Source organism: Streptomyces albiflavescens, from assembly GCF_014645835.1.
GTDB classification, from domain to species: Bacteria; Actinomycetota; Actinomycetes; order Streptomycetales; family Streptomycetaceae; genus Streptomyces; species Streptomyces albiflavescens.
Map to the genome: position 1 here is coordinate 321,295 of NZ_BMMM01000006.1, position 23,500 is coordinate 344,794.

29 protein-coding genes and 2 tRNA genes are annotated in these 23,500 nt (G+C 69.1%); 10 read left to right on the forward strand and 21 right to left on the reverse strand.

Annotation, left to right across the window (positions count from 1 at the left end; all coding sequences use genetic code 11):
- The first annotated feature begins 124 nt into the window (after positions 1–124).
- On the forward strand, positions 125–679 hold the full coding sequence (locus IEY95_RS18975; RefSeq protein WP_189187217.1) for a SigE family RNA polymerase sigma factor: 555 nt from the start codon (positions 125–127) through the stop codon (positions 677–679).
- 151 nt (positions 680–830) lie between these two features.
- Entirely contained in the window at positions 831–2,474 is a 1,644-nt protein-coding gene (locus IEY95_RS18980) for a long-chain fatty acid--CoA ligase (RefSeq protein WP_189187375.1), read from the forward strand.
- Between the two features lie 291 nt (positions 2,475–2,765).
- Here the strand turns inward: IEY95_RS18980 and IEY95_RS18985 are convergent, their stop codons facing one another.
- Together IEY95_RS18985 and IEY95_RS18990 are read right to left on the reverse strand one after the other, a co-directional pair.
- The gene (locus tag IEY95_RS18985; protein ID WP_189187218.1) at positions 2,766–6,929 is read right to left on the reverse strand and encodes a PAS domain-containing protein; all 4,164 of its coding nucleotides are present in this window, start codon (positions 6,927–6,929) and stop codon (positions 2,766–2,768) included.
- Between the two features lie 264 nt (positions 6,930–7,193).
- Positions 7,194–7,724 carry an SSI family serine proteinase inhibitor gene (locus IEY95_RS18990; protein WP_229703135.1) on the reverse strand — a complete coding sequence of 177 codons (531 nt, stop codon included), beginning with the start codon at positions 7,722–7,724 and terminating at the stop codon, positions 7,194–7,196.
- Between the two features lie 158 nt (positions 7,725–7,882).
- On the opposite strand from IEY95_RS18990, the gene IEY95_RS18995 reads away from it, so the two are divergent.
- Positions 7,883–7,973 (forward strand) — tRNA-Ser (locus tag IEY95_RS18995).
- Positions 7,974–8,157: 184 nt separating this feature from the next.
- Positions 8,158–8,230, forward strand: a tRNA-Arg gene (locus IEY95_RS19000).
- A 77-nt stretch (positions 8,231–8,307) separates the two neighbouring features.
- On the opposite strand, the gene IEY95_RS19005 is transcribed toward IEY95_RS19000, so the two are convergent.
- The 16 genes from IEY95_RS19005 to IEY95_RS19080 form a co-directional block, all read right to left on the reverse strand.
- Positions 8,308–9,534: a site-specific integrase gene (locus IEY95_RS19005; RefSeq protein WP_189187219.1), complete on the reverse strand. Its 1,227-nt coding sequence runs from the start codon at positions 9,532–9,534 to the stop codon at positions 8,308–8,310.
- A complete protein-coding gene (locus tag IEY95_RS19010; RefSeq protein ID WP_189187220.1) occupies positions 9,531–9,740 on the reverse strand; it encodes an excisionase family DNA-binding protein in 210 nt (69 codons plus the stop codon). Before IEY95_RS19010 ends, IEY95_RS19005 begins: the two co-directional genes overlap by 4 nt.
- A complete protein-coding gene (locus IEY95_RS19015) occupies positions 9,737–11,221 on the reverse strand; it encodes a replication initiator (protein WP_189187221.1) in 1,485 nt (494 codons plus the stop codon). The genes IEY95_RS19010 and IEY95_RS19015 overlap by 4 nt, the downstream gene beginning before the upstream one ends.
- 4 nt (positions 11,222–11,225) lie before the next feature.
- Entirely contained in the window at positions 11,226–11,432 is a 207-nt protein-coding gene (locus tag IEY95_RS19020; protein WP_189187222.1) for a hypothetical protein, read from the reverse strand.
- Positions 11,432–11,611, reverse strand: coding sequence for a hypothetical protein (locus IEY95_RS19025; RefSeq protein WP_189187223.1), 180 nt, complete (start codon positions 11,609–11,611; stop codon positions 11,432–11,434). Before IEY95_RS19025 ends, IEY95_RS19020 begins: the two co-directional genes overlap by 1 nt.
- A 94-nt stretch (positions 11,612–11,705) precedes the next feature.
- Entirely contained in the window at positions 11,706–11,945 is a 240-nt protein-coding gene (locus tag IEY95_RS19030) for a hypothetical protein (protein ID WP_189187224.1), read from the reverse strand.
- Position 11,946: 1 nt separating this feature from the next.
- Positions 11,947–12,255 (reverse strand): SpdD protein, encoded by a 309-nt coding sequence (locus tag IEY95_RS19035; protein ID WP_189187225.1) that lies wholly within the window; start codon positions 12,253–12,255, stop codon positions 11,947–11,949.
- Between the two features lie 25 nt (positions 12,256–12,280).
- Positions 12,281–12,436, reverse strand: coding sequence for a hypothetical protein (locus IEY95_RS19040; RefSeq protein ID WP_189187226.1), 156 nt, complete (start codon positions 12,434–12,436; stop codon positions 12,281–12,283).
- A gap of 13 nt (positions 12,437–12,449) precedes the next feature.
- Positions 12,450–12,638, reverse strand: coding sequence for a mobile element transfer protein (locus tag IEY95_RS19045; protein WP_189187227.1), 189 nt, complete (start codon positions 12,636–12,638; stop codon positions 12,450–12,452).
- The gene (locus tag IEY95_RS19050) at positions 12,635–12,820 is read right to left on the reverse strand and encodes a hypothetical protein (protein ID WP_189187228.1); all 186 of its coding nucleotides are present in this window, start codon (positions 12,818–12,820) and stop codon (positions 12,635–12,637) included. The genes IEY95_RS19045 and IEY95_RS19050 overlap by 4 nt, the downstream gene beginning before the upstream one ends.
- Before the next feature lie 11 nt (positions 12,821–12,831).
- Positions 12,832–13,482 carry a DUF2637 domain-containing protein gene (locus tag IEY95_RS19055; protein ID WP_189187229.1) on the reverse strand — a complete coding sequence of 217 codons (651 nt, stop codon included), beginning with the start codon at positions 13,480–13,482 and terminating at the stop codon, positions 12,832–12,834.
- 76 nt (positions 13,483–13,558) lie between these two features.
- The gene (locus IEY95_RS19060) at positions 13,559–13,750 is read right to left on the reverse strand and encodes a hypothetical protein (protein ID WP_189187230.1); all 192 of its coding nucleotides are present in this window, start codon (positions 13,748–13,750) and stop codon (positions 13,559–13,561) included.
- Positions 13,751–13,752: 2 nt separating this feature from the next.
- Positions 13,753–13,959, reverse strand: a complete 207-nt coding sequence (locus IEY95_RS19065; RefSeq protein ID WP_189187231.1) for a hypothetical protein — start codon at positions 13,957–13,959, stop codon at positions 13,753–13,755.
- A gap of 82 nt (positions 13,960–14,041) precedes the next feature.
- The gene (locus tag IEY95_RS19070; protein ID WP_189187232.1) at positions 14,042–15,379 is read right to left on the reverse strand and encodes an FtsK/SpoIIIE domain-containing protein; all 1,338 of its coding nucleotides are present in this window, start codon (positions 15,377–15,379) and stop codon (positions 14,042–14,044) included.
- 2 nt (positions 15,380–15,381) lie between these two features.
- A complete protein-coding gene (locus tag IEY95_RS19075) occupies positions 15,382–15,711 on the reverse strand; it encodes an SCO3933 family regulatory protein (RefSeq protein WP_189187233.1) in 330 nt (109 codons plus the stop codon).
- Between the two features lie 138 nt (positions 15,712–15,849).
- Complete coding sequence (locus IEY95_RS19080; protein WP_189187234.1) at positions 15,850–16,629, reverse strand: GntR family transcriptional regulator; 780 nt, start codon at positions 16,627–16,629, stop codon at positions 15,850–15,852.
- Positions 16,630–16,647: 18 nt separating this feature from the next.
- Here IEY95_RS19080 and IEY95_RS19085 point away from each other — a divergent pair, with 18 nt between their 5' ends.
- Positions 16,648–17,112 carry an NUDIX hydrolase gene (locus IEY95_RS19085; RefSeq protein WP_189187377.1) on the forward strand — a complete coding sequence of 155 codons (465 nt, stop codon included), beginning with the start codon at positions 16,648–16,650 and terminating at the stop codon, positions 17,110–17,112.
- Positions 17,113–17,573: 461 nt separating this feature from the next.
- Positions 17,574–17,903, forward strand: a complete 330-nt coding sequence (locus IEY95_RS19090) for a hypothetical protein (protein ID WP_189187235.1) — start codon at positions 17,574–17,576, stop codon at positions 17,901–17,903.
- Positions 17,904–18,069: 166 nt separating this feature from the next.
- Here the strand turns inward: IEY95_RS19090 and IEY95_RS19095 are convergent, their stop codons facing one another.
- Together IEY95_RS19095 and IEY95_RS19100 are read right to left on the reverse strand one after the other, a co-directional pair.
- Complete coding sequence (locus IEY95_RS19095) at positions 18,070–18,498, reverse strand: SMI1/KNR4 family protein (protein WP_189187236.1); 429 nt, start codon at positions 18,496–18,498, stop codon at positions 18,070–18,072.
- A 334-nt stretch (positions 18,499–18,832) separates the two neighbouring features.
- A complete protein-coding gene (locus IEY95_RS19100) occupies positions 18,833–19,792 on the reverse strand; it encodes a DUF4240 domain-containing protein (protein ID WP_229703137.1) in 960 nt (319 codons plus the stop codon).
- Positions 19,793–20,032: 240 nt separating this feature from the next.
- On the opposite strand from IEY95_RS19100, the gene IEY95_RS19105 reads away from it, so the two are divergent.
- Both IEY95_RS19105 and IEY95_RS19110 read left to right on the forward strand, forming a co-directional pair.
- Positions 20,033–20,389, forward strand: a complete 357-nt coding sequence (locus tag IEY95_RS19105; protein WP_189187238.1) for a hypothetical protein — start codon at positions 20,033–20,035, stop codon at positions 20,387–20,389.
- 200 nt (positions 20,390–20,589) lie between these two features.
- Positions 20,590–20,946 (forward strand): hypothetical protein, encoded by a 357-nt coding sequence (locus tag IEY95_RS19110; RefSeq protein WP_189187239.1) that lies wholly within the window; start codon positions 20,590–20,592, stop codon positions 20,944–20,946.
- Positions 20,947–21,222: 276 nt separating this feature from the next.
- Here the strand turns inward: IEY95_RS19110 and IEY95_RS19115 are convergent, their stop codons facing one another.
- Positions 21,223–21,669, reverse strand: coding sequence for a MarR family winged helix-turn-helix transcriptional regulator (locus tag IEY95_RS19115; RefSeq protein WP_189187240.1), 447 nt, complete (start codon positions 21,667–21,669; stop codon positions 21,223–21,225).
- Positions 21,670–21,834: 165 nt separating this feature from the next.
- Here IEY95_RS19115 and IEY95_RS19120 point away from each other — a divergent pair, with 165 nt between their 5' ends.
- Both IEY95_RS19120 and IEY95_RS19125 read left to right on the forward strand, forming a co-directional pair.
- Positions 21,835–22,200 carry an HGxxPAAW family protein gene (locus IEY95_RS19120; protein ID WP_189187241.1) on the forward strand — a complete coding sequence of 122 codons (366 nt, stop codon included), beginning with the start codon at positions 21,835–21,837 and terminating at the stop codon, positions 22,198–22,200.
- A gap of 182 nt (positions 22,201–22,382) precedes the next feature.
- On the forward strand, positions 22,383–23,255 hold the full coding sequence (locus IEY95_RS19125; RefSeq protein ID WP_189187242.1) for a DUF2797 domain-containing protein: 873 nt from the start codon (positions 22,383–22,385) through the stop codon (positions 23,253–23,255).
- Positions 23,256–23,500: the final 245 nt, after the last annotated feature.

A 23,500-nucleotide genomic window follows, 5' to 3' on the forward strand; every position in this document is an offset into this window, starting at 1 on the left:
GTGCAGGCGCTGCTCGTCCACCCTCAGGAGGTGGGGGCAACCCCCCTCCTACAACCTGAGGGGGACATGGCTTCGGGACCTGCGGCCGATCCGCGAGAGTAGGGGGCGAACCTAGCGTGGAGCCATGACCACACCCGTCTGCACCAGCGCTTCGAACGTCGCGACGCGGACCCTTCCGTACGTGCCGTACTCATCGTTCGCGTCGTACGTGAAGGCCCGCCAGCCGGTGCTGCTGCGTACCGCCCGGTCGCTCACCGCGAACCCGAGCGACGCCGAGGACCTGCTGCAGACCGCGCTGACGAAGACGTATGTCGCATGGGACCGGATCGAGGACCACCGGGCGCTGGACGGGTATGTCCGCCGGGCGCTGCTGAACACGCGGACGTCCCAGTGGCGCAAGCGCAAGGTCGACGAGTTCGCGTGCGACGAGCTGCCGGAGCCGGAGGCGCTGCCCTCTTCGGACCCCGCCGAGCAGCAGGCACTGCACGACGCGATGTGGCGGGCGATCATGAAGTTGCCGGCGCGGCAGCGGGCGATGGTCGTCCTGCGGTATTACGAGGACCTGAGCGAGGCTCAGACGGCGGAGGTGCTCGGGGTCTCGGTCGGGACGGTCAAGTCGGCCGTTTCGCGCGCGCTGGGCAAGTTGCGTGAGGATCCTGAGTTGAGCCCGGTGCGGTAGTTACCGCTGGTAGAGGTGTTGCACAGCCAATACGTGACGTGATCGATCGCCCGGGACTAGTGACATACCGCGCGGTATGTGCGCAGAATCAGCGCAGCCCTTACTGCCGCGTAGGCAATGTCGCCCCCGGGAGGACGCCGTGCTGAGCACGATGCAGGACGTACCGCTGACTGTGACCCGCATTCTCGTGCACGGGGCGCTCGTGCACGGTTCGTCGCAGATCACGACCTGGACCGGGGAGGGCGAGCCGCAGCGGCGCAGTTTCCGGGAGGCCGGGACGCGCGCGGTTCAGCTCGCGCATGCCCTTCGCGACGACCTCGGTGTGACGGGCGACGAGCGGGTCGCGACGCTGATGTGGAACAACGCCGAGCATGTCGAGGCGTACTTCGCGATCCCCTCCATGGGCGCGGTGCTCCACACGCTCAACCTCCGCCTGCCCGCGGAACAGCTCGTCTTCATCGTCAACCACGCCGCCGACCGCGTGGTCATCGTCAACGGCTCGCTGCTGCCGCTGCTCGCGCCGCTCCTCCCCCATCTGCCCACGGTGGAGCACGTGGTGGTCTCGGGCCCCGGCGACCGTTCGCTGCTCGACGGCGCGGCCGTGCGGGTGCACGAGTACGAGGAGCTGCTCGCCGGGAAGCCGACCACGTACGACTGGCCGGAGATCGACGAGCGCCAGGCCGCGGCCATGTGTTACACCTCCGGCACCACCGGCGACCCCAAGGGCGTGGTGTACTCCCACCGTTCGATCTACCTGCACTCCATGCAGGTCAACATGGCCCAGTCGATGGGTCTCACCGACCGCGACACCTCCCTCGTGGTGGTCCCGCAGTTCCACGTCAACGCCTGGGGTCTGCCGCACGCGACCTTCATGTCCGGCATCAACATGCTGATGCCGGACCGTTTCCTGCAGGCCGCGCCGCTCGCCGAGATGATCGAGAGCGAGCGGCCGACGCACGCCGCCGCCGTCCCCACCATCTGGCAGGGCCTGCTCGCCGAGTTGCACGCCAAGCCCCGTGACGTCTCCTCCCTCACTCAGGTCACCATCGGCGGCTCGGCCTGCCCGCCCTCGCTCATGACGGCCTTCGACGAGCTGGGCATGCGGGTCTGCCACGCCTGGGGCATGACCGAGACCTCGCCGCTCGGCACGATCGCCCGGCCGCCGGCCCATGCCGTGGGCACGGACGAGGAGTTCGGATACCGGCTGACGCAGGGCCGCTTCCCGGCGAGCGTCGAGGCCCGGCTGACCGGACCCGGCGGCGAGCGGCTCCCCTGGGACGGCGAGTCCGCGGGCGAGCTGGAAGTCCGCGGCCCCTGGATCGCGGGCGCCTACTACGGCGGCCAGGGCGTCGAACCACTGCGCCCCGCCGACAAGTTCAGCGAGGACGGCTGGCTCAAGACCGGTGACGTCGGCACGATCAGCGCCGACGGCTTCCTGACCCTCACCGACCGCGCCAAGGACGTCATCAAGTCGGGTGGCGAGTGGATCTCGTCCGTCGACCTGGAGAACGCCCTCATGTCCCACCCGGACGTGACCGAGGCAGCCGTCGTCGCCGTCCCCGACGAGAAGTGGGGCGAGCGGCCGCTGGCCACCGTCGTCCTGAAGGCGGGCTCCGCCGCCGACTTCGAGTCGCTGCGCGCCTTCCTCGCCGACGAGGGCAAGATCGCCAGGTGGCAGCTCCCCGAGCGCTGGACGATCATCGAGTCGGTCCCGAAGACGAGCGTGGGCAAGTTCGACAAGAAGGTGCTCCGCAGGCAGTACGCGGAGGGCGAACTCGACGTGACGAAGCTCTGACCGACGGCACAGCGTCACCGACGGCAACAGCGTCACCCAACAATGACAAAGAGGTCCGTCGGGCGGGGCGCCCCAGGGCTCCCCGCCCGACGTACGCGCATGTCACCTGCGTAAGGGCACGGGGCACGTCACCGACGCACAGTACGGCACGGCCGAACTCCCCGACGAGGCCGAGCGTTAGGAGCACCACGCCCGCAAGACCGCCGCCATCGCCGGCGCGCAGGCCCGCGGCGTGATCAGCGTGCAGCCCGTACCCCGACGTGCCGACCAGTTCGTGCCCATGTGCGCCGACTAGTTCGTCCCGATGCGTGCCAGCAGGTCGACGATGCGGTCCTGTACCTCGGCGCTGGTCGAGCGCTCGGCGAGGAACAGCACCGTCTCCCCCGCGGCCAGGCGCGGCAGTTCGGCGTGGTCGACGGCGGCCGTGTAGACGACCAGCGGGGTGCGGTTCAACTGGCCGTGCGCGCGCAGCCAGTCCACGATCCCGGCGCGCCGAGGCCGTACCTGCATCAGGTCCATCACGACCAGGTTGGGCCGCATCTGCGAGGCCAGCGTGACGGCGTCCTCGTCGGTCGACGCACGTGCGACCTGCATCCCGCGCCGCTCCAGCGTCGCGGTCAGCGCCAGCGCGATCTCCGCGTGCTCCTCGATGAGCAGCACGCGTGGCGGGTGCTGCTCGGAGTCCCGCGGCGCCAGGGCCTTCAGGAGTACGGCGGGATCGGCGCCGTACGCCGCCTCGCGTGTCGCCTGGCCGAGTCCCGCCGTCACGAGGACGGGCACCTCGGCGGCGACGGCGGCCTGGCGCAGCGACTGGAGCGCCGTGCGCGTGATGGGCCCGGTCAGCGGGTCGACGAAGAGCGCGGCCGGGAAGGCGGCGATCTGTGCGTCGACCTCCTCGCGCGAGTGCACGATGACGGGCCGGTAGCCGCGGTCGCTCAGCGCCTGCTGGGTCGTCACGTCCGGCGCGGGCCAGACGAGCAGCCGCCGCGGGTTGTCCAGCGGCTCCGGGGGCAGTTCGTCGTCCAGGGGCCGCGGCTGCGGCTTGTCGGCGACCTCGACGGCACCGCCGGGACCGTCGAGCGGCTCGGGGCCTTCGTCGGCGTTCTCGTCCGGTGCTCCTATGGCGTACGACCGTCCGGCGCCCTCGGTGGCTCCGGGCAGCCGGGCCCCGGGGGCCGTCGGGGCCTGTCCGGCCTGCGGGTGCGGACGGGCCGCAGTCTCCGGACGCTCAGCTGCGGGCTCGGGGGGCGTTCCGAGCTTGCGGCGACGGCCGCCGCCGTTCGCCTGGTGCGGCGGAGGAGTGGGGGTCTGGGGCTGGGCCTGTGGCGCGGGCTGGTTCGGCGGGGCCTGGCGGGCGAACGGGACGCCCTGGCCGAGCGTCCGCACGCTGATCGCGCGCCCCTGTGTCGAGTTGGGGTCGACAGGGTCCGCGGCCTCGGCGGGCAGGGGCTGGGCGACCCGGGGCTGCGCCGGGAGCTCAGGGGGGAGCGGGGTGCCCGGGGCAGGGGTCGGCCGAGCGGCGGCGGGGGCCGCGCTCGGTGCCGGAGCTCCGGGCTGTGCGGACGCCGCCGCGGGGGGTACGGGGGTCGGAGTTCCCGCGCCCGATGTGTCGTTGGCGTTGGCGGGGGTGTTCGCGTTCGGCCACGGCTGCGGCGCCGGAGCCGGGACCGGTGCCGGGGTGCCGGCGGCCGGGGTGGCCTGGGCGGCGGCAGCGGTCTGCGGTGTTGGTGTGGCCGGCGCCGCCTGCGGTGCCTGAGTCGTCTGCGCGAGAACCGACCGGCCGGCGGCGGCCGCACCCGGAACGCCCTGCGCGGGAACGCCTTGCGCGGGCACGGTCTGGCCGGGAACCCCCGGTGCCGGAACCGCCTGTGCCGGAATCCCCTGTGCGGGCGTTCCCACCGCGTCCGGCTGACCCGGAGTACCCGGGGCACGGCGAGCGCGCCGCCGTCCCGTCGGAGCGGAAACGGGGTGCGGCTGCGGCGGAGTGTGATCGTCGGCCGGGTCGTGCAGCATCGCGTCATGACGGCCGTCGTCGCCCGGCTCGTGCCCGACGAGACCGCTGTCGGCCTGCTGAGTCTGGACCTGTGCCTGCGCCTGGGCGTACTCGGGTGAGCGGTCAGCGTCAGCGGGCGGCAGTGCGAACACCGTACGAGCGCCCGCCTCTTGCGCGGCGGCACGCTCGGCCGCGGCGGCCAGCGCACGCCGGCGCCGCCCGGTCGGCTGCCCCGCGTCGGCGGAGCCACTGGAGTCCGGCGCGTCCGGTGCGACGGGCGTACTGGGCGCCGCGGGCAACGCGGGCGGCAGCGCGTGCTGTTCGCCGTCCCGCCGTGCGCGCCGGCCGGAGGGCACCGGCACCCCCTGCGGAGGCACGGTCCCGCCGAGCCCCGTACCCACGGCCGCGGTCCCCGCCGCGTGCTCGCCCGCCATGACGACCGCGCCCTCGGAGACGTCGCCGTTCACGTCGGAGGCCGTGCCCTCGGCCGGACTCGGCCGTCCCCGCCGGCGCCCGGTACCACCGGAACCGGAGGCCCCGCCGTCACCGGGACCCTCGACTCCCGACGCCTGGGCGGGAACCGATACTTCGCCGTCCCCCGCACGCCGGCGCCGTCGCCCTGTGGGAGCGACCCCGCCCGTCTCGACAGCCGTGGTGCCGGACTCCCCGGGTACCTCGCTCTCCAGGAAGGCGTCCACGGAGGACCGCCGGGCCCGCCGCCTGCCACCGCTCTGGTGCGGGGCCTGCTCAGGAAGGGCGACCTCGGAACCGGCAGTGTTCTCGGGAGCGGGAACCGTCCCGGCCCCACCCCCGATCGGCACCTCGAGCACGAACGCGCTGCCGCTCATCCCCGGCACCTCGTGCGTCTGCAGCACACCGCCGTGCGCGCGCACGATCCCGCGCACGATCGGCTCGTGCACCGGGTCTCCCCCGGCGTACGGCCCGCGCACCTCGATACGGACGCCCTCACCGCGCTGCGCCGCTGCGACGACGACGGTGTTGTCCATGTAACCGCCCGCCGACACGGGCGCGTTGCCGGTCGCGTCGACTCCGGCGACGTCCGCGATGAGATGCGCGAGGGCGTTCGCGAGCCGTGCCGGGTCGACCTCGGCCTCGATCGGCGGCGCGTGCACGGCGAACTGGACCCGTCCGGGTCCGATCAGCTCGACGGCCCCGTCGACACCGGCCGTGACGACCGCGTCGAGCATCACCTTCGTACGGGAGATCTCCTCGGCCCCGGAGTCGAGTCGCTGATAGCCGAGGACGTTGTCCACGAGCGTCGTGATCCGCGAGTAGCCGGCCGCCAGGTGGTGGAGCACCTGGTTGGCCTCGGGCCACAGCTGTCCGGCGTCGTCGGCGGCGAGCTTGGAGAGTTCGCCGCGCAGCTGGTCGAGGGGCCCGCGCAGGGACTGGCCGAGCACCGCGAGCAGCTGCTCGTGGCGGGCGGTCAGCGCCTCGTAACGGTCCTTCTCGCGCTCGCCGAGCGCCGCGTACCGCTCGTCGCCTGCGGCGAGTTCCTCCTCGTGCCGCTCGCTCAGCTCGGCCAGCTCGGCCGCGTGCCGCTCGCGCAGCGTCTTGAGCTCCTCGGCGTGCTCGTCCGCGAGGCGTACGAGCTCGTCGGCATGCCGGGTGGCCTCGGCGTCCTTCTCCTCGGCAAGGGTGTCGTACGGCCGCCGGTCGGTGAAGGTCATGACGGCGCCGACGAGCTGGTCCCCGTCCCGCACCGGCGCGGTCGTGAGGTCGACCGGCACCTGGTCCCCGGCCTTCGACCACAGCACCTGCCCGCGCACCCGGTGCTTGCGCCCGGAGCGCAGGGTGTCGGCGAGCGGCGACTCCTCGTACGCGAAGGGCTCGCCGTCCGCGCGCGAGTGAAGGATGAGGGCGTGCAGATCCTGGCCGCCGAGATCGCTGGCCCGGTAACCGAGTATCTGAGCGGCCGCCGGATTGACGAGGACGACCCGCCCTTCCGTGTCCGTCCCGACCACGCCCTCGGCCGCGGCGCGCAGGATCATCTCGGTCTGTCGTTGCGAACGCGCGAGTTCGGCCTCGGTGTCGACGGTGCCCGACAGATCGCGCACGACGAGCATGAGCAGCTCGTCAGGGGTGGGGCCGTAGCTGTCGTAGGCCTGCTGGCCGTTCTCCAGATTCGCACTGGTGACCTCGACCGGGAACTCTGTGCCGTCGGTCCGCCGCGCGATCATCCTGGTCGGCTTGGTCCGCCCGCTCTGGTCGATGGTGTCGGGCCGCCGCATGGATCCGGGGATCAGCCGGGAGTCGAACTGCGGCAGCAGATCGAGCAGCCCCCGGCCCACCAGAGCCGTGCCCGGGGCCTCGAAGGCCTCCAGGGCGATGGTGTTGGCGTTGACGACGGTCCCATTGGCGTTGACCAGCACCAACGCATCGGGCAGCGCGTCCAGTATGGCTGCGAGGCGAGCAGCGCCTCGGGATGGCCTGCTGCTCACGAGACGCTTCCTCCCTGTTACCGCACCTTGCCGACCGCGGATGCCATCTTGCCAATCGGTCCGCAGCGTGTCACGCGAGGGAGTCTACGGGCAGTGGTTGCGCTCGCGACGCCGGATGAGAGGGAGGTCGCACGCGGAAGTGACGCGGATAGGACGCAGAAGAGGCGTAGAACCTGTGACCGCGCATTTCAACCCCCGAATCCATCCCGGAACCATGAGGTCGCCGTGACTCCACGATGTCCTCGCCATACGTGGCTGTCCGGGCTACACGTGGCTGTCCGGCAGCAGCGGCACCAGCGCGTCCCACCGTGCGATCTCGCACCCGTCCGCGCGGTCGAACTGCGCGTCGACGGGCCGCCCCGCCCAGGTTCCCGTGACATGGGCGGTGGCCGGACCGCCGTACAGCATCGTGCACATCGTGCCAGGCGGCACTGCGGCGAAGGGGTCCTTGCCCCAGGTGGTGCTCCGGTCCAGCTGCTGGCACGCCCCGCTCACATCGGGGTGACTGCCGCCGTCGGGATGACACCGCAGTTCGTACGTCCCGTCCGCACCGCCTCCCGCGTCGTGGACGGTCACGGTCAGCCGGTCCCCGGAGTCGTCGACGGAGCCCGGCGGGGGCATCCGGGGCAGGCTCCGGAGAACCGGTTCGCCGTACATGGTGGTGGCGAGCCCGGTGGCCGACGCGGTGGCGGGTACGGCGGACACGGGACCGGCGGGCGCGGCGGACGCGGTCGGTACGGCGGACAGGGCGGCCGTGGCGGACGCGGCGGCGGTGAGAACAAGACGGTGCAGCATGACCTGACTAACGCCGCGCGCGCCGCCCGGTTGCGATGCGGCAATGGACTTTGCTCTGCGGCCCGCCTGCCTAGTACCGTAGGGGGCGATTGGTGACACCACGCTCGACTGTGTCATCATCTGCACGCACCACTCGCGCTCGCGCGAGTGGCTGTGCGGGAGGCGTCGCCTAGTCCGGTCTATGGCGCCGCACTGCTAATGCGGTTTGGGCCTCAAAGCCCATCGAGGGTTCAAATCCCTCCGCCTCCGCGCCAAGATCCGAAGCCCCGGTCCACTAGGACCGGGGCTTCGGCGTTTCGGCGCGCCGCAGAGCGTTTGCCCAGCTCACAAGGGGTGCGGCAAACGGATTTCACATGGCGGCGGCAGTCATGTAATGTTCTTCCTGTCGCCGCGAGCGGGCCGAAAGCCCGGGAGCGGGACAAAAACAAAACAAGCACTCGTAGCTTAACGGATAGAGCATCTGACTACGGATCAGAAGGTTGCAGGTTCGAATCCTGCCGAGTGCACACAGGTGAGAGGCCCCGGAGAGATCCGGGGCCTCTTGCGTTTCAGAGCCGTACAGCAGCGAAGTACAGCAACCGTGTCAACCGGTACCGCCCATTGCGTCGGACAGCTTGCCGATCGCCGCGCGTACCTCTTCCTCGCTCGCCTCGGCGTAGACCTCCATCGTCATGGCGATCTGCGAGTGACGGAGGATGCGCTGCGCCACCTTCGGGTGGACCTTGAGCGCGACCAGGAGCGAACTGCACGTGTGCCGGGTGTTCCGCAGAGGGATCATCCGAAGGCCGGCGCGGCGAGCACGCAGCGCGAACATGCGGGTCAGGTTGCCCGGCTCGATCGGGGTTCCGTACTTCGTGGTGAAGATCAGGCCGTGACCGTCCTGCCAGAGCTCCCCGGCAGCTTTCCGGTCGCCGGTCTGCTGGGCATGACGCATCCGCAGCGCCTTGAGACAGAGCGCCGGCAGAGGCAGGAAGTCGTCGGAGTCCTCGGTCTTGGTCTCGCGGTGCAGGATCTGCCGACCCGCCCGCTGGATCTGATGATCCACGTACAGCTCGCCCCTCTCGAAGTCGACGGACTTCCAGGTCAGACCGAGCACCTCACCACGGCGCAAGCCGAGGGACAGCACGAGCACCCAGGCCGCGAAGAGATGGTCATCGCGGGCAGCCGCATCGGCGAGGAACCGGCCCGCCTCCGCAACGGACCACGGCTTGATCCGGCGGCGGCGAGGCTTGGGCACCTTCACCAGGGAAGCGACGTTCTTGGTGATCTCCTCCTCGGTGACCGCGTGAGTGAGCGCGGCGCGCAGGGCGTCGCGAGACCCCTGGATCACCCGCCGGGACGGATACGACTCGCAGCAGTCACCGACCGCGCAGCACTTTCGGCGGTTGGGCTCCCGCTTGGCGTCCTTCCCCTGAGCGCAGCACTGGCAGACGGTCGCCAGCTTGGTCAGCCACTCGCGCACGTCCCGGACGGTCAGCTTGTCCAGCCGCTTGGGCCCGAGGTGCGGGGCGATGTAGAGCCGCACGTATCCCTCGTACGAGACGTACGACAACGGGGCGAGGTTGGGCTTCACGATCGAGTCGAGCCAGTACACGAGGAAGGCATCGAGCGTCCGGTGACGAGTGGCCACCGGCCCCTTCTTCGCATCGGCGTGCAGCTGGAGCCACTTCTCGTGGACCTCCTCGCGTGACTTGCCGTAGGCGTACTTGCGGGCCCGCTTCCCGTCCGGCTTGGTTACCCAGACGTAGGCCGCGTAGCCGTTCTTGTACGGGTAGATGGAACCCTCACCGTTGCCACGCTTGCCCCTCATACCGCCCGCCCCGCTTCGGCTTCCTGGGCGCGCCGTTCCACGTACTCATCTACGTAACGAGCCAGGATGCGGCGGTTTCGGCCGTCCTTGATGGAGCGGATCTCTCCGGTAAGGACCAGCATCTTGGTCTTGGAAAGTCCGTAGCCGAGCATCTCGGCGACTTCTCGCGTGGAGTACCACTTCCGCTCAATCACTGTCGTCGTCACGTCGCGGCTCCTTCCAGGGCCAGTTGGTCTTGCAGTGCTTCGCGTGCGGTTTCGCGGTTGAGTTGGATGTCCCGGCGGATGTTGGCGGCGAGCCAGGATTCGCCGGGGGTGTAGCCGTGGCCGGCGTAGGTCCAGTGGGCGAGCACGAGGGTGGTGGCCTCCGGGTGGTCGTCAGGGTCGGGCAGGCCGAGGGCGGCGCGTTGCTGGGCTGCTCGGTAGTCGGCGCGGACCTGGCGGAGGGCGCCGAGGGTGGTGGAGTAGCGGCGGGACTTGGTGGAGAAGTGGCCGCGGAAGCCGAGCATGTGGGCCCAGCGGGCCAGTTGGCGCTCGGGATAGAGCGGTTGGAGATCGATGCACGCGGCCATCAGACGTCGGGCATGCTCTGTGATCTCCAGGCGGATGAGATCTTCGCCCAGACCGGTGCCGTGGCAGGCGGCGCAGCGGCTGAGCGCCGAGCCCGCGCGCTCGTACAAAGGGGAGCGGCCGCTGCCGCGGCATTTGCGGCAGTGGACCGGAGCGTCAGCGGCACCGGTGGTCTCGGCGGCTTTCGTGGCGTATTTGGCGACGTAGGAGGCGACGGCTTGTTCGGTGATGTCTCCGCCATCGTCGAAGGCCCGGATCAGGCGGACGTCGAGCTGTGTGCCCCAGCGCAGGATGCGGGCCGGTTGGTCGCCGGCGGCCTCGACGTCGACCCGGACGCGGGCTGCGGCGGCGCGGATGGCGTCGGTGAGCAGGTCAAGGGTGGCCCAGGCGGGCGGGGGGTCGTCGGGCCCGTCGGGTCCGTCGAAGCGGATCACGGCATGGAAGTGCACGGCCCCGCGCTTTTGGTATTCGGCGACTTTGCCGAAGGAGACGCGGGACTGTTCGCGGGCCTCTTTCTGGGTGAGGCCGGCACGTCGTGCGATCTCGCGGCGCAGATAGATCGTGAAGTACCGCCACAGCTCCGAGGCGTGGTTGTTCCACAGCACCGCGCCCGCGTAGTCGTAGGAGCCGAGGTCGAGCGGGGTGCCAAGTTCGGGAGCGTCCTCGGGATGCCGGATACCGCAGCGGCAGCGGCCCGTGTCGGGACGGTTGTGGACACGGCCGAACGACGGTGCCGTGAGGGTGGCGAAGACGCGGGGGTGATCCCGGATGGTGTGCGGGGTGCCCTTGTCCGGGTCGCCGACGAGCCCGGCGCGGATGAGGTGGTAGGTATCGCCGGCGTAGGTCCAGGCGCAGGCCGGGCAGCGGGAGGCGCGGCGGTTGCCGCACGCGATGCGGAGCATGCCGCCCGGCTCGTGCTCGGTCGTGTAGGCGTGCAGGACGGTCTTGGTGGTCGGGTCGATGGTCTTGGTGCCACCGGTCAGCCGGATGGGGTCGGAGCATCCTCCGGTGCGGCGGATCTGTTCCTGCCAGCGGTCGAAGTCGGCGGAGCCGGCCACCCTCAGCACGTCGCCGAAGGTGGCCGCATCCAGGCCCGCCGGGGTGGCGGTGTAGGTCACACGATCACCGGCCCCAGCGGCGCTTTTGCGGGGTGCTGGCGTCGCGGCTTGTGGTCTGGGACTGGTTCTTGGACCCGCGGCTCGGAGCGGGCAGTTTCGTCGCTCCGTCGTGCAGTTGGTGGGCCTTGACGGTCTTCTTCAGCTGGTCGTACTCGCCGTCCAGTCCGTCGGAGTGGATGCGGTCGACACCGAGGCTCCAGCGGCGGGGCATCAGACGCTCACCTCCTGCCGACGAGCGATGCGGGCCGTACCGGTGCCCTGGCAGGTGGTGCAGGTGACGCGGAGAGTGGTGCGGGATCCGTCGCGGTTGCGTCCACCGGTGGTGATGGCGGCGGTGGCGAAGCCGTCGCAGTTACGGCAGACGCGCGTGTTCCGGGCGTGCTGGGGCATGATGAGGCTTCCCTTTCGGGTCCGTTGGATCAGGAAGTGGTGAAGGCGCCCGGGGCGGCGGAAGTTTGGCGACGGAGGCCGCCCCGGGGGCCGTTTAGGAGCGGCGGTTGCGGCGCGGCTTGGAGTGGGCCGGCGGGATGCTGTTGTAGGCCTGCTGTCCCTGGCGGAAGGACTCGGCGTCGGAGTCCGTGACCGTGTTCGCGCCTACCTCGCGGGCGATGCGGCGCATGGCCTTGCGGTCTCCGTGGCGCTTGGCGATGCCGTATTCGCGTCCGAGTTCGGCCATGGCCGGGTTGCTCGGGGTGTCGTTGGTCTTGTTCTTGAAGAAGCCCATGTCAGTGCTTCCTTTCCTGGTTGAGGAGCGAGCGGAGGACGACCGCGCACACGGCCACGGACATCCCGGTGATGGCGACCGCGAGGAGCAGCGAGACCAGGACCGCGCCGACGACGAGGACCACGGCGCCTCCGCCAGCGGCGAGGGCGAGCGCGCTGCCGGGGGTGAGCTGCACGGTCGGGCGGTTCGAGACCGGGGCGACCGGGGCCGGCGCCGGGGTACTGGTGGCCGGGGCATTGGCGCCCGCAGTAGGGGCGTGCTGTACCGGGGGTGGTGCGGTGTCCGGGGTCGGGTACTTCGGAGTGAACACGGGTCTTGCTCCCTTCTGGGGTGGGTTACTTGACGGCCGCGCCGACGACGGGGCCGAGGACGCTGCCGGCGATGAGGTAGCCGCCGAGCAGGAGCACGGCCACCAGCCACCAGGGCGGGCGGACGAGCTTGACGCCGAGGTATCCGACGACGATCAGGGCGAGCCAGAGCGGAACATCCATGACGGCAGGTCTCCTAGGCCTTGCAGCGGTGGGTGCGGGCGGCGAGTTCGGCACCGGAGCGGTCGTGGTAGTCGGCGGAGAAGCCGCAGCCGGGGGCGGTGCAGGCGGCGGTGTGCTTGTCGCGGCCACGGCCGTCGTAGTAGGTGGCGACCTGCACGGGGCCGATGCGGATCCGGTCGCGGAAGCGGCGATAGACGGTCACGGCAGGTCCTCCCGCCCAACGAAGTCGTTGACGTGGTCGCTCAGCCACTGCTGGATTTCGGGCTGTTCCTCGTCAGTGGCTCGGTTGATCGCGGCCTCGCCGATCCGTACGGCTTCAACCAGACGGTTACTTCGGGTGAGTTCGGCGGACCGCTCCAAGGCGGCACGAATGTGCGGACGCATAGCGCCTCCCATCAGGCGAGTTGGAGTTGAGCGGCGATCGCTTCGGACATCGGGCCCGGCAGCCCGAGCCGGGCGGACAGGGCGTCCGCGCCCATCGGCGTTCCGGTCGTGGCCCGGTGGGCTTCGGCGATCTTCCGGGCGTGGTCCAGAAGCGCGACCGGCACCGTCGGCAGGCTTGTCGGCGGTTGCGGTGGAGCGGCCGTCAGTTCCGGTGCCGGGGTGGCAGCGGGTTCGTCGGCACGCTGCATGTCGACTTCAGGCGTGGCGGGTCCGTCCACAGGCTGTGGAGGCGTCACGGCTTCGGTCGGCGCGTGAACGAGGAGGGTGCCGCCGAGGAAAGCGAGCGCGGGCCAACCGGCGACGAGGATGCACAGCCAGTCCGGCACGTGATCCAGGTCGAGGAGTCCAGCGGTGGCGACATTCGCACCCAGTGAGGCGAACAGGGCGATCACGAACCAGGTCCAGGCCGACCGGTCACGGCGGGCGGTACGCAGTCGGCGCCAGGCGGCGACCAGCAGCAGATCGACGGAGACGGGGTAGGCCCAGGCCTTCCATCCGGTCTGTCCGGCGGCTTCGGCCAGGTCGTGCAGGTGGGCGAAGGACAGGGCGCCGGCGATGACGGCTTGGATCAGAACAGCGTCCGGGCGGATCGTGCGGTTCATGTTCTGCACCTCCCTTCAGGGGAGTTGGGCCAGGAGCAGGGCGGGACCCGATGGCCGGCCGCCCGGCTCCGGCAGTTCAGTCGAGGGCCTGGCCGGCCCCCAAGCAGGTCAGGCACAGTGCGGCCTGCTGATCGGTGGTGGCGCGTCCCTTGCGGGCGCCGACCCGGACGGTCTCCGTGATCTCGCCGGTGCCCTTGCAGTCCGGGCACTTCGCGGGCTCAGCCACGGGCGCGGCACGGCGGGTAACCGGCTTCTTCGCGGTGGCCACGATCACCACCCCGAACCCGGGTACTCGGGACCCTCGTTGAGGTCGTATCCGGGCGGCAGCAGACCGGGCGGAGGCTCCGGCAACGACGCGGCCAGCGACGGGCCGATGACGCCGACGAATGCCTGGTCAACGTCCGGCTGGTCCAGGTACAGGGCCAGGTCACCGAGCATCAGCACCGTGCGGTTGAAGTCCTCGGAGGACGCGCACATGAGTGGCTTTCTCCCTTGTTCAGGCATGGATCGGGTAGGGACTTGGCGCGAAGCGGTCGCGTCAACCGGGGTGCAGTGGTGCTCAGTCGACGGCCGGGACCGGCTTGACCAGCGAGGGGCCGCCAGCCGCCGGCACAGGAACATGCGGCCGGAACGGGTCGAGAGCAGGCAGGTCAGGAACCATGTGGACGAAGTCGCGGCAGACCGCGACGGCCTCATCCCGCGACAAGTCCGGGGTTCGGATACGGCACCATCCGCCGGAGGCATCCGCCGCCACGGCCACGCCGGGGCGATCCGGGGCGATGGTGGTGGCGACCGGGACCGATTCGGGGGCCACGTCGTTCAGGCCCATTTCGGCGGTCTGCTTGTCGTTGACGCGGTGCACGACGCGGCCGGTGAGCTGAGCGCGGAGCATGGTGGCGCCCTTGCCCAGCTCGGAGCCGAAGCGCTGCCCGCAGATCTCCAGGTAGATGCCGACCGCGCGGGCCATTTGTGCCAGCCGGATCAGCGCCGTCACCAGACGTTCCCGACGCTCCTCATCCTTCTTCGAGGAGATCAGGAAGAGTTCGGCGACCTCATCCACTAGGACCACGATCGGCACCGGACGCACCTTCGTCGGCAGGTCCCACACCTCCGAGACACCGTGAGCGCTGAGGAGGTCGAAGCGGGATTCCATCTCCGCGACCAGGACATCGAGCAGGGATGCGGCATCGTCCGGCGTGATGGCCAGCGCCGACAGCCGGGGCGCGTACGCACTCTGCTCTACTCCGCGCTTGCAGTCGATGCCCACCACAGCCACCGGCAGTTGAGCCAGTCCCTTGATCAGGTTGCGCTGATACATCGACTTGCCGGACTGGTTGGCGCCCAGAGTCAGTGCCATGGGCACCTTGCGGTAGTCCCGCTCGAACGCGGTCCCGTCCTCCCGCAGGGCGACCGGCACGACCATGTCGTGAGGCTGGGCCTTGCGCGGCATCCGCACCCGGCGCAGCACGTCATAGCCCGTCATCCGCAGTTCCACGAAGCCCGGCTTGGTCTCGGTGACGATCACTGAGTGAACGCCCCAGGCGTGCCGAAGACGCTCCGAAGAGGCGACCACGTCCGCCGGCTCCAGGCCAGCGGGAAGCCGCAGCGTGACCCGCAGGCCCGTCGAAGTGCCGCGGACCCGGCGGACCTTCGGCGGCACCGGCTGCACCTCACGGCGAGCGACGTTGCGGGTCATGAACGCCCGCAGGCCGGACGGCTGAACCGTCAGCCCACACACATCCATGGTCGAGCGGTACGTCACCGTGAACCGGCCCCAAGCCATCGGCAGCCCGACCAGCGACCAGTACACGCGCGGAGCGCGCACCTTCCCATAGCCCACACCACCGGCACCCGCTAAGGCCCCGGACGCCTCTAACCACATCGACAGATCCGGCATGATCAGGCCGCCGCCGTGATCGCGACCGCACGGAACGAGATCCCGTGCCGCTTCTGGCCGTTGAACTCGTTCTCCCAGTCACGGGCCTTGAGCCCGATCACACGCACCGACGCGCCCGGCGCCAGACCCTCCGGGATACCCGTCTCGGGAACGGCGACCTGGTACAGGTTGCCCTCCCCCTCGTCCGAGACCAGCAGGCCGACGGTGTACAGCGCCGCCTCGGTTTCCCTGTCGATCGCGACTTCCCCGGTCTTCTTGTTGACCAGCTTCGGCGCCGGCGCGGTCGCCACGAACACCACAGCGGTCGAGACATCGATCTTGAAGGACGGCATAGCCGGGAGTCTCCTCTACAAGAGGCTTACTCATGCACTCATGTACATGAGTGATACTCCGAGAGTGCCCGACTCATGTACATGAGTCAACCCGCACGGTGAAGATTGTTTGACTCAGAGTGTCGACGTGACTGTTCGTCAGTCAGTTGCAGGGAAACGGTAGTCAAGAACGAACTGGTCAGCGGCCATCACCGTGTCGCAGACCTCTACGACGCGCCCAGAAGTGTCGAAAGCTTGTCGCACGAGGTGGATCACGGGTGAACCCGGGCTCAGGGCCAGTGCGGCTGTCTCCGGTTTGGTGGCAAGCCGCGCCTGCACGGTCTCCACGAACTCTGCTAGCTCGTACCCGTGCTCCTCCAGGCGGGCATAGATCCCACCACCGCCGGGGTTCTCAGCAAACATTTCCGGGATGTCCCGCACGATGTCCCAGGGCAGGTAAGAAGTCGCTTCTTCGGTCGGCACACCGTCCCGGAAGTAGCGACGACGCCGGACCAGAACCTGAGTGCCCTCGGGCACCCGCAGATGTCGAGCGATGTTCTCCGAGGCTGCTGCCGGACCCACATGCAGGACAGTCACAGACGGCTTGCCGCCGGCCCGCTCCTCCTCCACCAAGTAGGCAGCCTTACCCGCCTTCCGATGTGAACGGCGAAACCGATCAGAGGACTTGCGCTGCACAGGAGGTCGAGAGCGAACGAAGGAGCCGCGGCCATGATGTGTCTCGATCAACTGCATCGTCCGCAGCTCGGCGATGGCCTTCCGCACGGTTCCCGAAGCCACCCCATAGCGCTGCATCAGCTCGGTTTCGCTAGGGACAGCCCGACCCGGGGACAAGGTGCCCAGCCTGATCTGCGCCGCTAGATCATCCGCGATCTGTAGGTACTTAGCCTTGGCTGAAGGGGCCACCTCACCACTCGCCATAGTCCTTCAGAGTCTCCTATCCTCCTGTACATGAGTAACAGCCCTCGTCAGAGTCCGTCAACGCCACTGCACTCCGTGTCGGTGGCTGGCGTGGTGGTACGCGAAGACGGACGTGTTCTGACGATCCGGCGTGCAGATAACGGCACTTGGGAGCCGCCTGGAGGCGTTCTCGAACTGGACGAGGCACCCGAAGATGGCGTGCGGCGCGAGGTTTTCGAAGAGACCGGTGTAAAAGTCGAGGTCGGCGACCTGACAGGCGTGTACAAGAACATGACGCTGGGGGTCGTGGCACTGGTCTTCCGATGCCGCGCAGAGGGTGGGCACGAGCAGCTCTCAGACGAGTCCACGGCCGTCGAATGGTTGTCTCCTGAGGAAGTCGCCGAGCGCATGGGCGAGGTCTACTCAATCCGCATCCTCGACGCCCTCCGAGACGACGCCCCACACGTTCGATCTCACGACGGCCGCAAGATCCTCGACGCCTAGCCTCCGAGACCGCTGATCTAGCGAGCTGTTACAGGTTTCTCTACCTCATCAAGTGCCCGCGCGAGCGCGGGCTGGCCCTTGGGCTTTGGCCCCTCTGCGCCTTCGGCGCGGGGGCCAAGCCCTGGGCCGCAGCGAGTACGGGCCCGAGTCGAGAATGGTAAACACCCTGATGGGCCGGTTGGCTCCGAGACTTTAGGCAGCCACCATGGGGCGAGCCTCGAAGATCATGGCCCCAACGTCGTGCTTTAACGGGCAGGTCCACAGACTGCCCGACTCGCCGGAAGCTTACGGGGCCATGATCACTCGCCCCATGGCAGCTCCAGCCCAAAGTCTCGGAGCCAACCTCTCAGCGTCGTCGACCGCAGACCGTGGTGCGCCGGTGGTCCGACTAGGAGCTGTTCGACCGATCAAGGATCGGATTTGCTCTGTCTCCCGGCCCACGCGGCTGCGATTGTGGATGCATGAGCGATCTCAAGGCGCCGAAGCCCGCGCCCAGCAGCGAGGAAGTGGCTGCTCAGTGGCAGGCGCTTGTCGCGGGCGACGTGACCCGTGAGGCGGTCCATTCATGGGCAGCCTCATGGGTCGAAGACGAGGCAGCGATCCGCATCCCGCCGATAGTCTTCGGGGCCCTGCAGCATCTGCATGGCTTCGACCTGTGCCGGGATCCGCATCGTCCGGGAGTCGTCTGGCACGGCACCATGGGTGAGGGTGAGTGGATCCACTCGCTTGACGACATCGCCGGCGGATTCGCCCGCTGGCAGGAGAGGCGCAGGCGTAACGGCGTGGGCTGACATCAGCGACTGACACCAACGAACGCGAACATCGGCGGCCGACGCCAGATCTCGGCGGACGCTCGACTGAAGCGCCAGGACGGTTTGTCGCTGTCGGCAAGTCCCTGTCTTCGACCTGATAAGGATGAGGTCACCTGGTCAAACTTGTTGGGCGGGGGATGCTCGGCTACCACCAGTCGCCGTCACCCGCGAGGGAGCGGTGCAGGTAGTCCTCCAACTCCCGTGCAGCCCACAGCCGACTGTCGCTTTCGTGGTCCCAGACGAAGATATCCGGACGCTCGGGCGTTACTACGAAGGCGAACTGGTCGCCCCCGCAGTTGTCGCCGAAGAACAGCAGCGGATCAAACGGCATATACAGGCCCGGGAACGTATCGGGGGCCCAGAACAGCAAGTTCTGCTCCACAATCCGCTCCAGGGACCACACGACGCCAGTCCCGTACTCACCGACCATCCCGTCGGTCTCCATCAGCAGCGCAGTCAGCTGCGCCGGCAAGCTTCGGCCCAGGCGCCGCTCCGCCTCAGCCAACGCCTTCGCGGCAACGGGTGCCCGGAACTCGACGTCGGGCGAGGCTCCAGCAGCGGCTTCTTTCCACATGGGCGCAGCTTAGGCGGAAGGGCTGACAGCCCCGAGCACAGGCGCCGTACTGCCTACGGATCAGCGGTTCCCCGTGCCACAACCGCGCCAGATCAGGCGGGGACTCACGGGGAACTGCGGCTGCTGGCGGAGGCTACAGCCAGCAGACGCCGAAGTCGGTATCCCGCAGGTCAGACCTCAACTCGCCCCACCACGCTCCTAAAGCGGTGGTCAGGGCTCCCGTGGACGACCGGCGGCGAGTCCTATCCGACGTCGCGTCTGCAACGCCCTGAACAGCGGCGTTGCCTCAGAGTCCCATCACCTCGGTAACGGATGATGCTTGGAGCCGAGCCCACTACGAAGAAACTGACGGTTGCCGGTCAGGGCAGCCGTCAGCGTGTATACGGAACGGGGAGTACGGCCCTGGGACTATCCAGCCCTCCAGCCAGCCCGTGAGCCACCGCGCGAGGGTCAAGGTGGTCGGTACCAGGACGCAGCAGTCATTGGCATCCCAGTCCCAGACGCAGCCCTCGGGAGTGCTGAAGTCGACCATGGTCCACATGCAGCAGCCGCGGTCCATGAGCGGGACGACCCCCTCCGGCGTTGCGGGGATGCCGGAGTCGTCCTTCGCCGAGAAGAGCCGGTGGGCCTCGATCATGTCTCGCTCGTCGCTGAACCAATTGCCGGTGTCCGTCAGCGAGAGGCACTCCCAGACTCCGAAGCCGCCGTTGGCGACTTCGAGGTAGAGGCGCCGCAGCAATTGTGGCATCGGGCGGCCGACCGCGCGTTCGACCGCCGCGATGTCCTCCGGCATGGCCGGCGGGGGCAGGTCACGATCGGCGACGCGGGTGCGGACGGCTTCGACAAGCTCGTCGTCGGTCATGGCCTGTCGCCCCCAGCCGGCCCGGTTCGAATAGGACTCGTACGAGTAGCGGGTGCCGCGATCCCACTCCTGCCCAGTCACGGCCTTGTATGCCCGGTCTGGCACGTAGAGCAGAGACTCGGCCCACTTCAGGCCCGCGGCATACGTCGTGAAGCGCGCGGGATCGAGGAGGACGCGCCGGTAGGTTTCGCGGCCATCGGCGACGACGGCCGCACGCGTGTAGAGGAACGCGTCGCCGGAGAGGCCACGGCCGTACTCCTGAAGGTCCAATCGGTACAGCGTCCAGGCCAACTGCTCGGCGAACTCGGCGATCAAGGACACCGGCCCGGCCGCAAGCCGAGCGGTAAGGGCCGCCGCGAGGCCATCGGCATCGGGGTCAGGCCCGGACGGTCGGGATTCCTCGATCAGCGCCCAGAACGCGTCCTCATCCATGCCGGCCATCATGGCACTCGCATCTGACAGCGGGAGGCTGCCGGCTGTCGCGCAGGCCGCACCACAAGCGCACCAGAGCGAGCGGGGAACAGCGGGGAATCACGGTGAAAGCAGTGGAGCCCGGCGAGGCTGCGCCTCGGCTGTTCACCCAGGTCAGCGCCCAAACCCGCCGTAAATGACCGCAGCTTCCCAAGCTGATGGCCACGCCGGCCTGTCAGTGCCGCATGAGAGCCTCCGGGCATGAGCTACGACTTGGCAGTGTGGGAGGGCGAGCGCCCGGCGGACGACCGAGCAGCCGTGCGGACCTTCAGGGATCTCTACGACCGCTACGTCGACACGGAGGTGGAGCACCCGCCGACCGAGCGGATTGCGGCCTACGTCGCCGCACTACTGGAGCGGTGGTGTGACTTGACCGAGGACGTGAACGAGACCTCGCCTTGGTCGACAGGGCCGTTGATCAAAGAGGCCAGCGGCCCGCTCATCTATTTCCCGATGCAATGGAGCAGGGCTGCCGAGGCCTCCGCCTATGCGGCGACCCTCGCGGACTCCATGGGGCTGGTCTGCTTCGATCCTCAACATAACCAGCTCAGGCCGTGAAGCTGGGGCACGCTGCCGTCTCAGTTTCCGTCTCATTCGGCCCCGTTCACGGGCGTTCAGGCGGGACTAAAGCCGAAAGCCGCTCCCACAACCGGCCGCGCATGAACGCAGATGAACGGCGCTGTTCGACGACTTCAAGGCAACCAACACAGTTGGAAAGCGTGTTGCCAGGAAGCGCTGAGGCTCGCAGGGTGGCGCTCATGTCAGAGCCCGATGAGAGTGTGTCCGGTGTGGAGACACCCATTGCCCCTGACAGCGGGGATGAGGAGCACGCCGTCATCGCGCACTTCTGGCTTGCCGATGACGGCTTCGGTGCTGCCGACCAGCGAGCGCTGATCTACGAAGCAGAGCGAGCGATAGCAGCAGCGACCGAGGAGGCCGACGTCGGCGAGGTCGACGGCAACGAGTTCGGGGGAGGCAAGGCCGTGCTGTACGCCTACGGGCTAGATGCCGATGCTCTTTTCAAGGTCATGGAGCCGGCCTTGCGCAGCCTGCCGTTCCGGCCAGCCTACGTGGTCCTCAGGCGAGGCGATCACGAGTCACGTGTAGACCTGTGAGCTGATGCGCTGCGCTACAGCAGCGAAGTACAGCAACCACAGCAACCGGCCTCGCCCGACAGCGTCCCTGTACAGCCGTAGGCCGACCGGTATGACCTCCAGTGACCGGTCCACATAGAGCTACGGATCAGAAGGTTGCAGGTTCGAATCCTGCCGAGTGCACATGGCCAAGAGCCCCGTTCCGATCTTCGGAACGGGGCTCTTTCGTGCTGTGCAGCAGGGAAGTACGGCAAGGGGCGAGGCCATCAGGCCATGGGGATGGATCTACGTGAGGACCTAGGTGGTCTTCCCCGTTGCCTGGTTTCGCTCGCGCAGCTCTTCCAAATGGTCGCTCGTCAGCCGGCCCGAGCGGGTGAACCAGTCCTGCAGGACGGCGACTTCGGCGGGGGTGTAGCCGGCGAGGAGTTCCGTCAGGCCGGCGTAGTAGGGCTCGTAGAGGGCCAGGACGCGGGAGAGAGCGGCCGGTTGCGCGGCGATGCGGACGCGGCGGCGGTCCGTGGGGTCGGGGCGGCGGGTGACGTAGCCCGCGCGTTCGAGGCGGTTGAGGATGCCCGTGACGGCGCCGGTCGTGACCCGCGCGTGCTCCGCGAGGTCCCCGGCGGTGAGCAGGTCGTCGCCCGCCTTCAGGACGCAGGTGAGGCACATGAGGTCGGTGAGGTTCAGGTTCAGCCGCTGGGCCATCTCCTGCTGGGCCCGCATGTTCGTCGCGATCAGGTGGTCCATGGTGGAGATCACCTGAGCCGGCGTCGCGGGCGGGTGGGGGCGTGAGCGCGGTGGGCCGCCCTGCTGCATCGATTTCCCTTAGTGCGTGAGAGGTTTCGGTGCTTAATTTCTTAGGTAGTGAGGGGTTGGGAGAAGTCTAGTCGGCAACTCAGGAGGGGGCCGTACATGAGCCAGCACGACGAAGGGCACACCGTCGCGGGGTGGACCGGGTTCGGGATCGCCACCGTCGGAGTGGCGGGGATCGGGTTCGGCATCTGCGTCGGGAACGCCCTGGCGGTGTGGGGCGGGCTGGGTGTCGTGGTGATCGGCGCCCTGGTCACCTGGGTGCTGCACCTCGCCGGATGGGGCAAGCCGCCCGGGCGCCGGCCCGTCGGGCAGTGGGGCATGCGGGTCAAGGACCTCACCGCGCGCGAGGGGCACCCCGGGTGCCTCGGCTGCCGGCTGGCAGGGCGGGGGCGGCCTGCGCAGCTTCCCGAACGGCTGCCCACCGAGCCGGGCACGGGCGAGCCGGTGACCGAGTCCGTCGGCTGAGTTCTTCGTCCCTGTTCTCCTCGTCGTTCTCCTCGTCAGCGGGAGAATCCGATACCTCCGTACCCTCTTGCGGGAGATCAGCCGCAGTCGGCGGGAGATCAGCCTCAGCCACGCCGTGATCGCCGAGGCGTGCAAATCGCTGGTCAGCCCCACTGTCAGTGCCGCCCCCTAATGTCATTGGTGTGCGGCGGGTCTGGAGATGTGCGGGGCTTCGGTGGTCGGGGGACGGTCCCGTATTGGTGTGGGGCGGTGGGCGGAGCAGCCCGCTGGCCTGGGGGAAACGCGTGGCGTTCGGGGTTGTGGACGGGGGTGTGCGGACATGTGTGGGGGCTCGGGGGCATGAGTGTCCCGTGCAGGCCGTGGTGTCGGGGCGCGCTACGGGAGCGCGGTGCGAAGAGTGCGCGCGGCTGGACCGGGCGCACTCCGTGGCCGCCGACACGATGGCCGATGACCCGCGGCCGTACCACGTGTATCTGGCGTGGTTCGGGCCCGGGATGGTGAAGGTCGGGATCACCGCGGTCGAGCGGGGGTCCGCGCGGCTCCTGGAGCAGGGTGCCGTCACCTTCGGCTGGCTGGGGCAAGGGCCGCTGATGGCCGCTCGACGGGCCGAGGAGCTGCTGCGGGCCGCGCTCAAGGTGCCGGATCGGATTCCGTACGCCGACAAGAGGGTCGTGCGGGCCGATCTGCCGGGTCCCGGCGAGCGGGTGGCCGAGATCGTGGAGCTGCACGCGCGCGTCGGGCGGCTCGACGCGTGGCCCGAGTCGCTTCGGCGTGAGCCGTTCGAACCCGTCGACCACACCGAGGTGTTCGGGCTCGCCGGGCTGCCGCCCGCGGTGGGTGCCGTGAGCGAACTCGTCGCCGGTGGCGTGGTGAGTGGGGAGCTGTGTGCCGCGGCCGGGCCCGATCTCCATCTCCTCACCGGGCGTGGAGTCGTCGTACTCGATACGCGGCTGATGACCGGATGGGAGCTGACCGCCGCCGGACCGGGGGATTCGGGACTCACTGTTCCCGTAAGGGAGTTGAAAGACAGCAGCGTGCAGGACGGACTCTTCTGAGCAGCCCTTCTGAGCAGCTCTTCCGGGAAGGGGGGAATCGTCTCCAGGATGGTCAAGACTTCGATCCCTTTGGGATCCCGTTCGGAAAGGTGCTGGACGGACTCGTGCGCCTGAGCCGAGAGTGGCGGACATGAGCGATCACCCCATTGCGCCTGTCGCACCCGTCGCAGCCCATGAACCGCCGTACTACGCCGTCGTGTTCACCTCCGTGCGGACGGAAGGAGACCATGGGTACGGCGAGACCG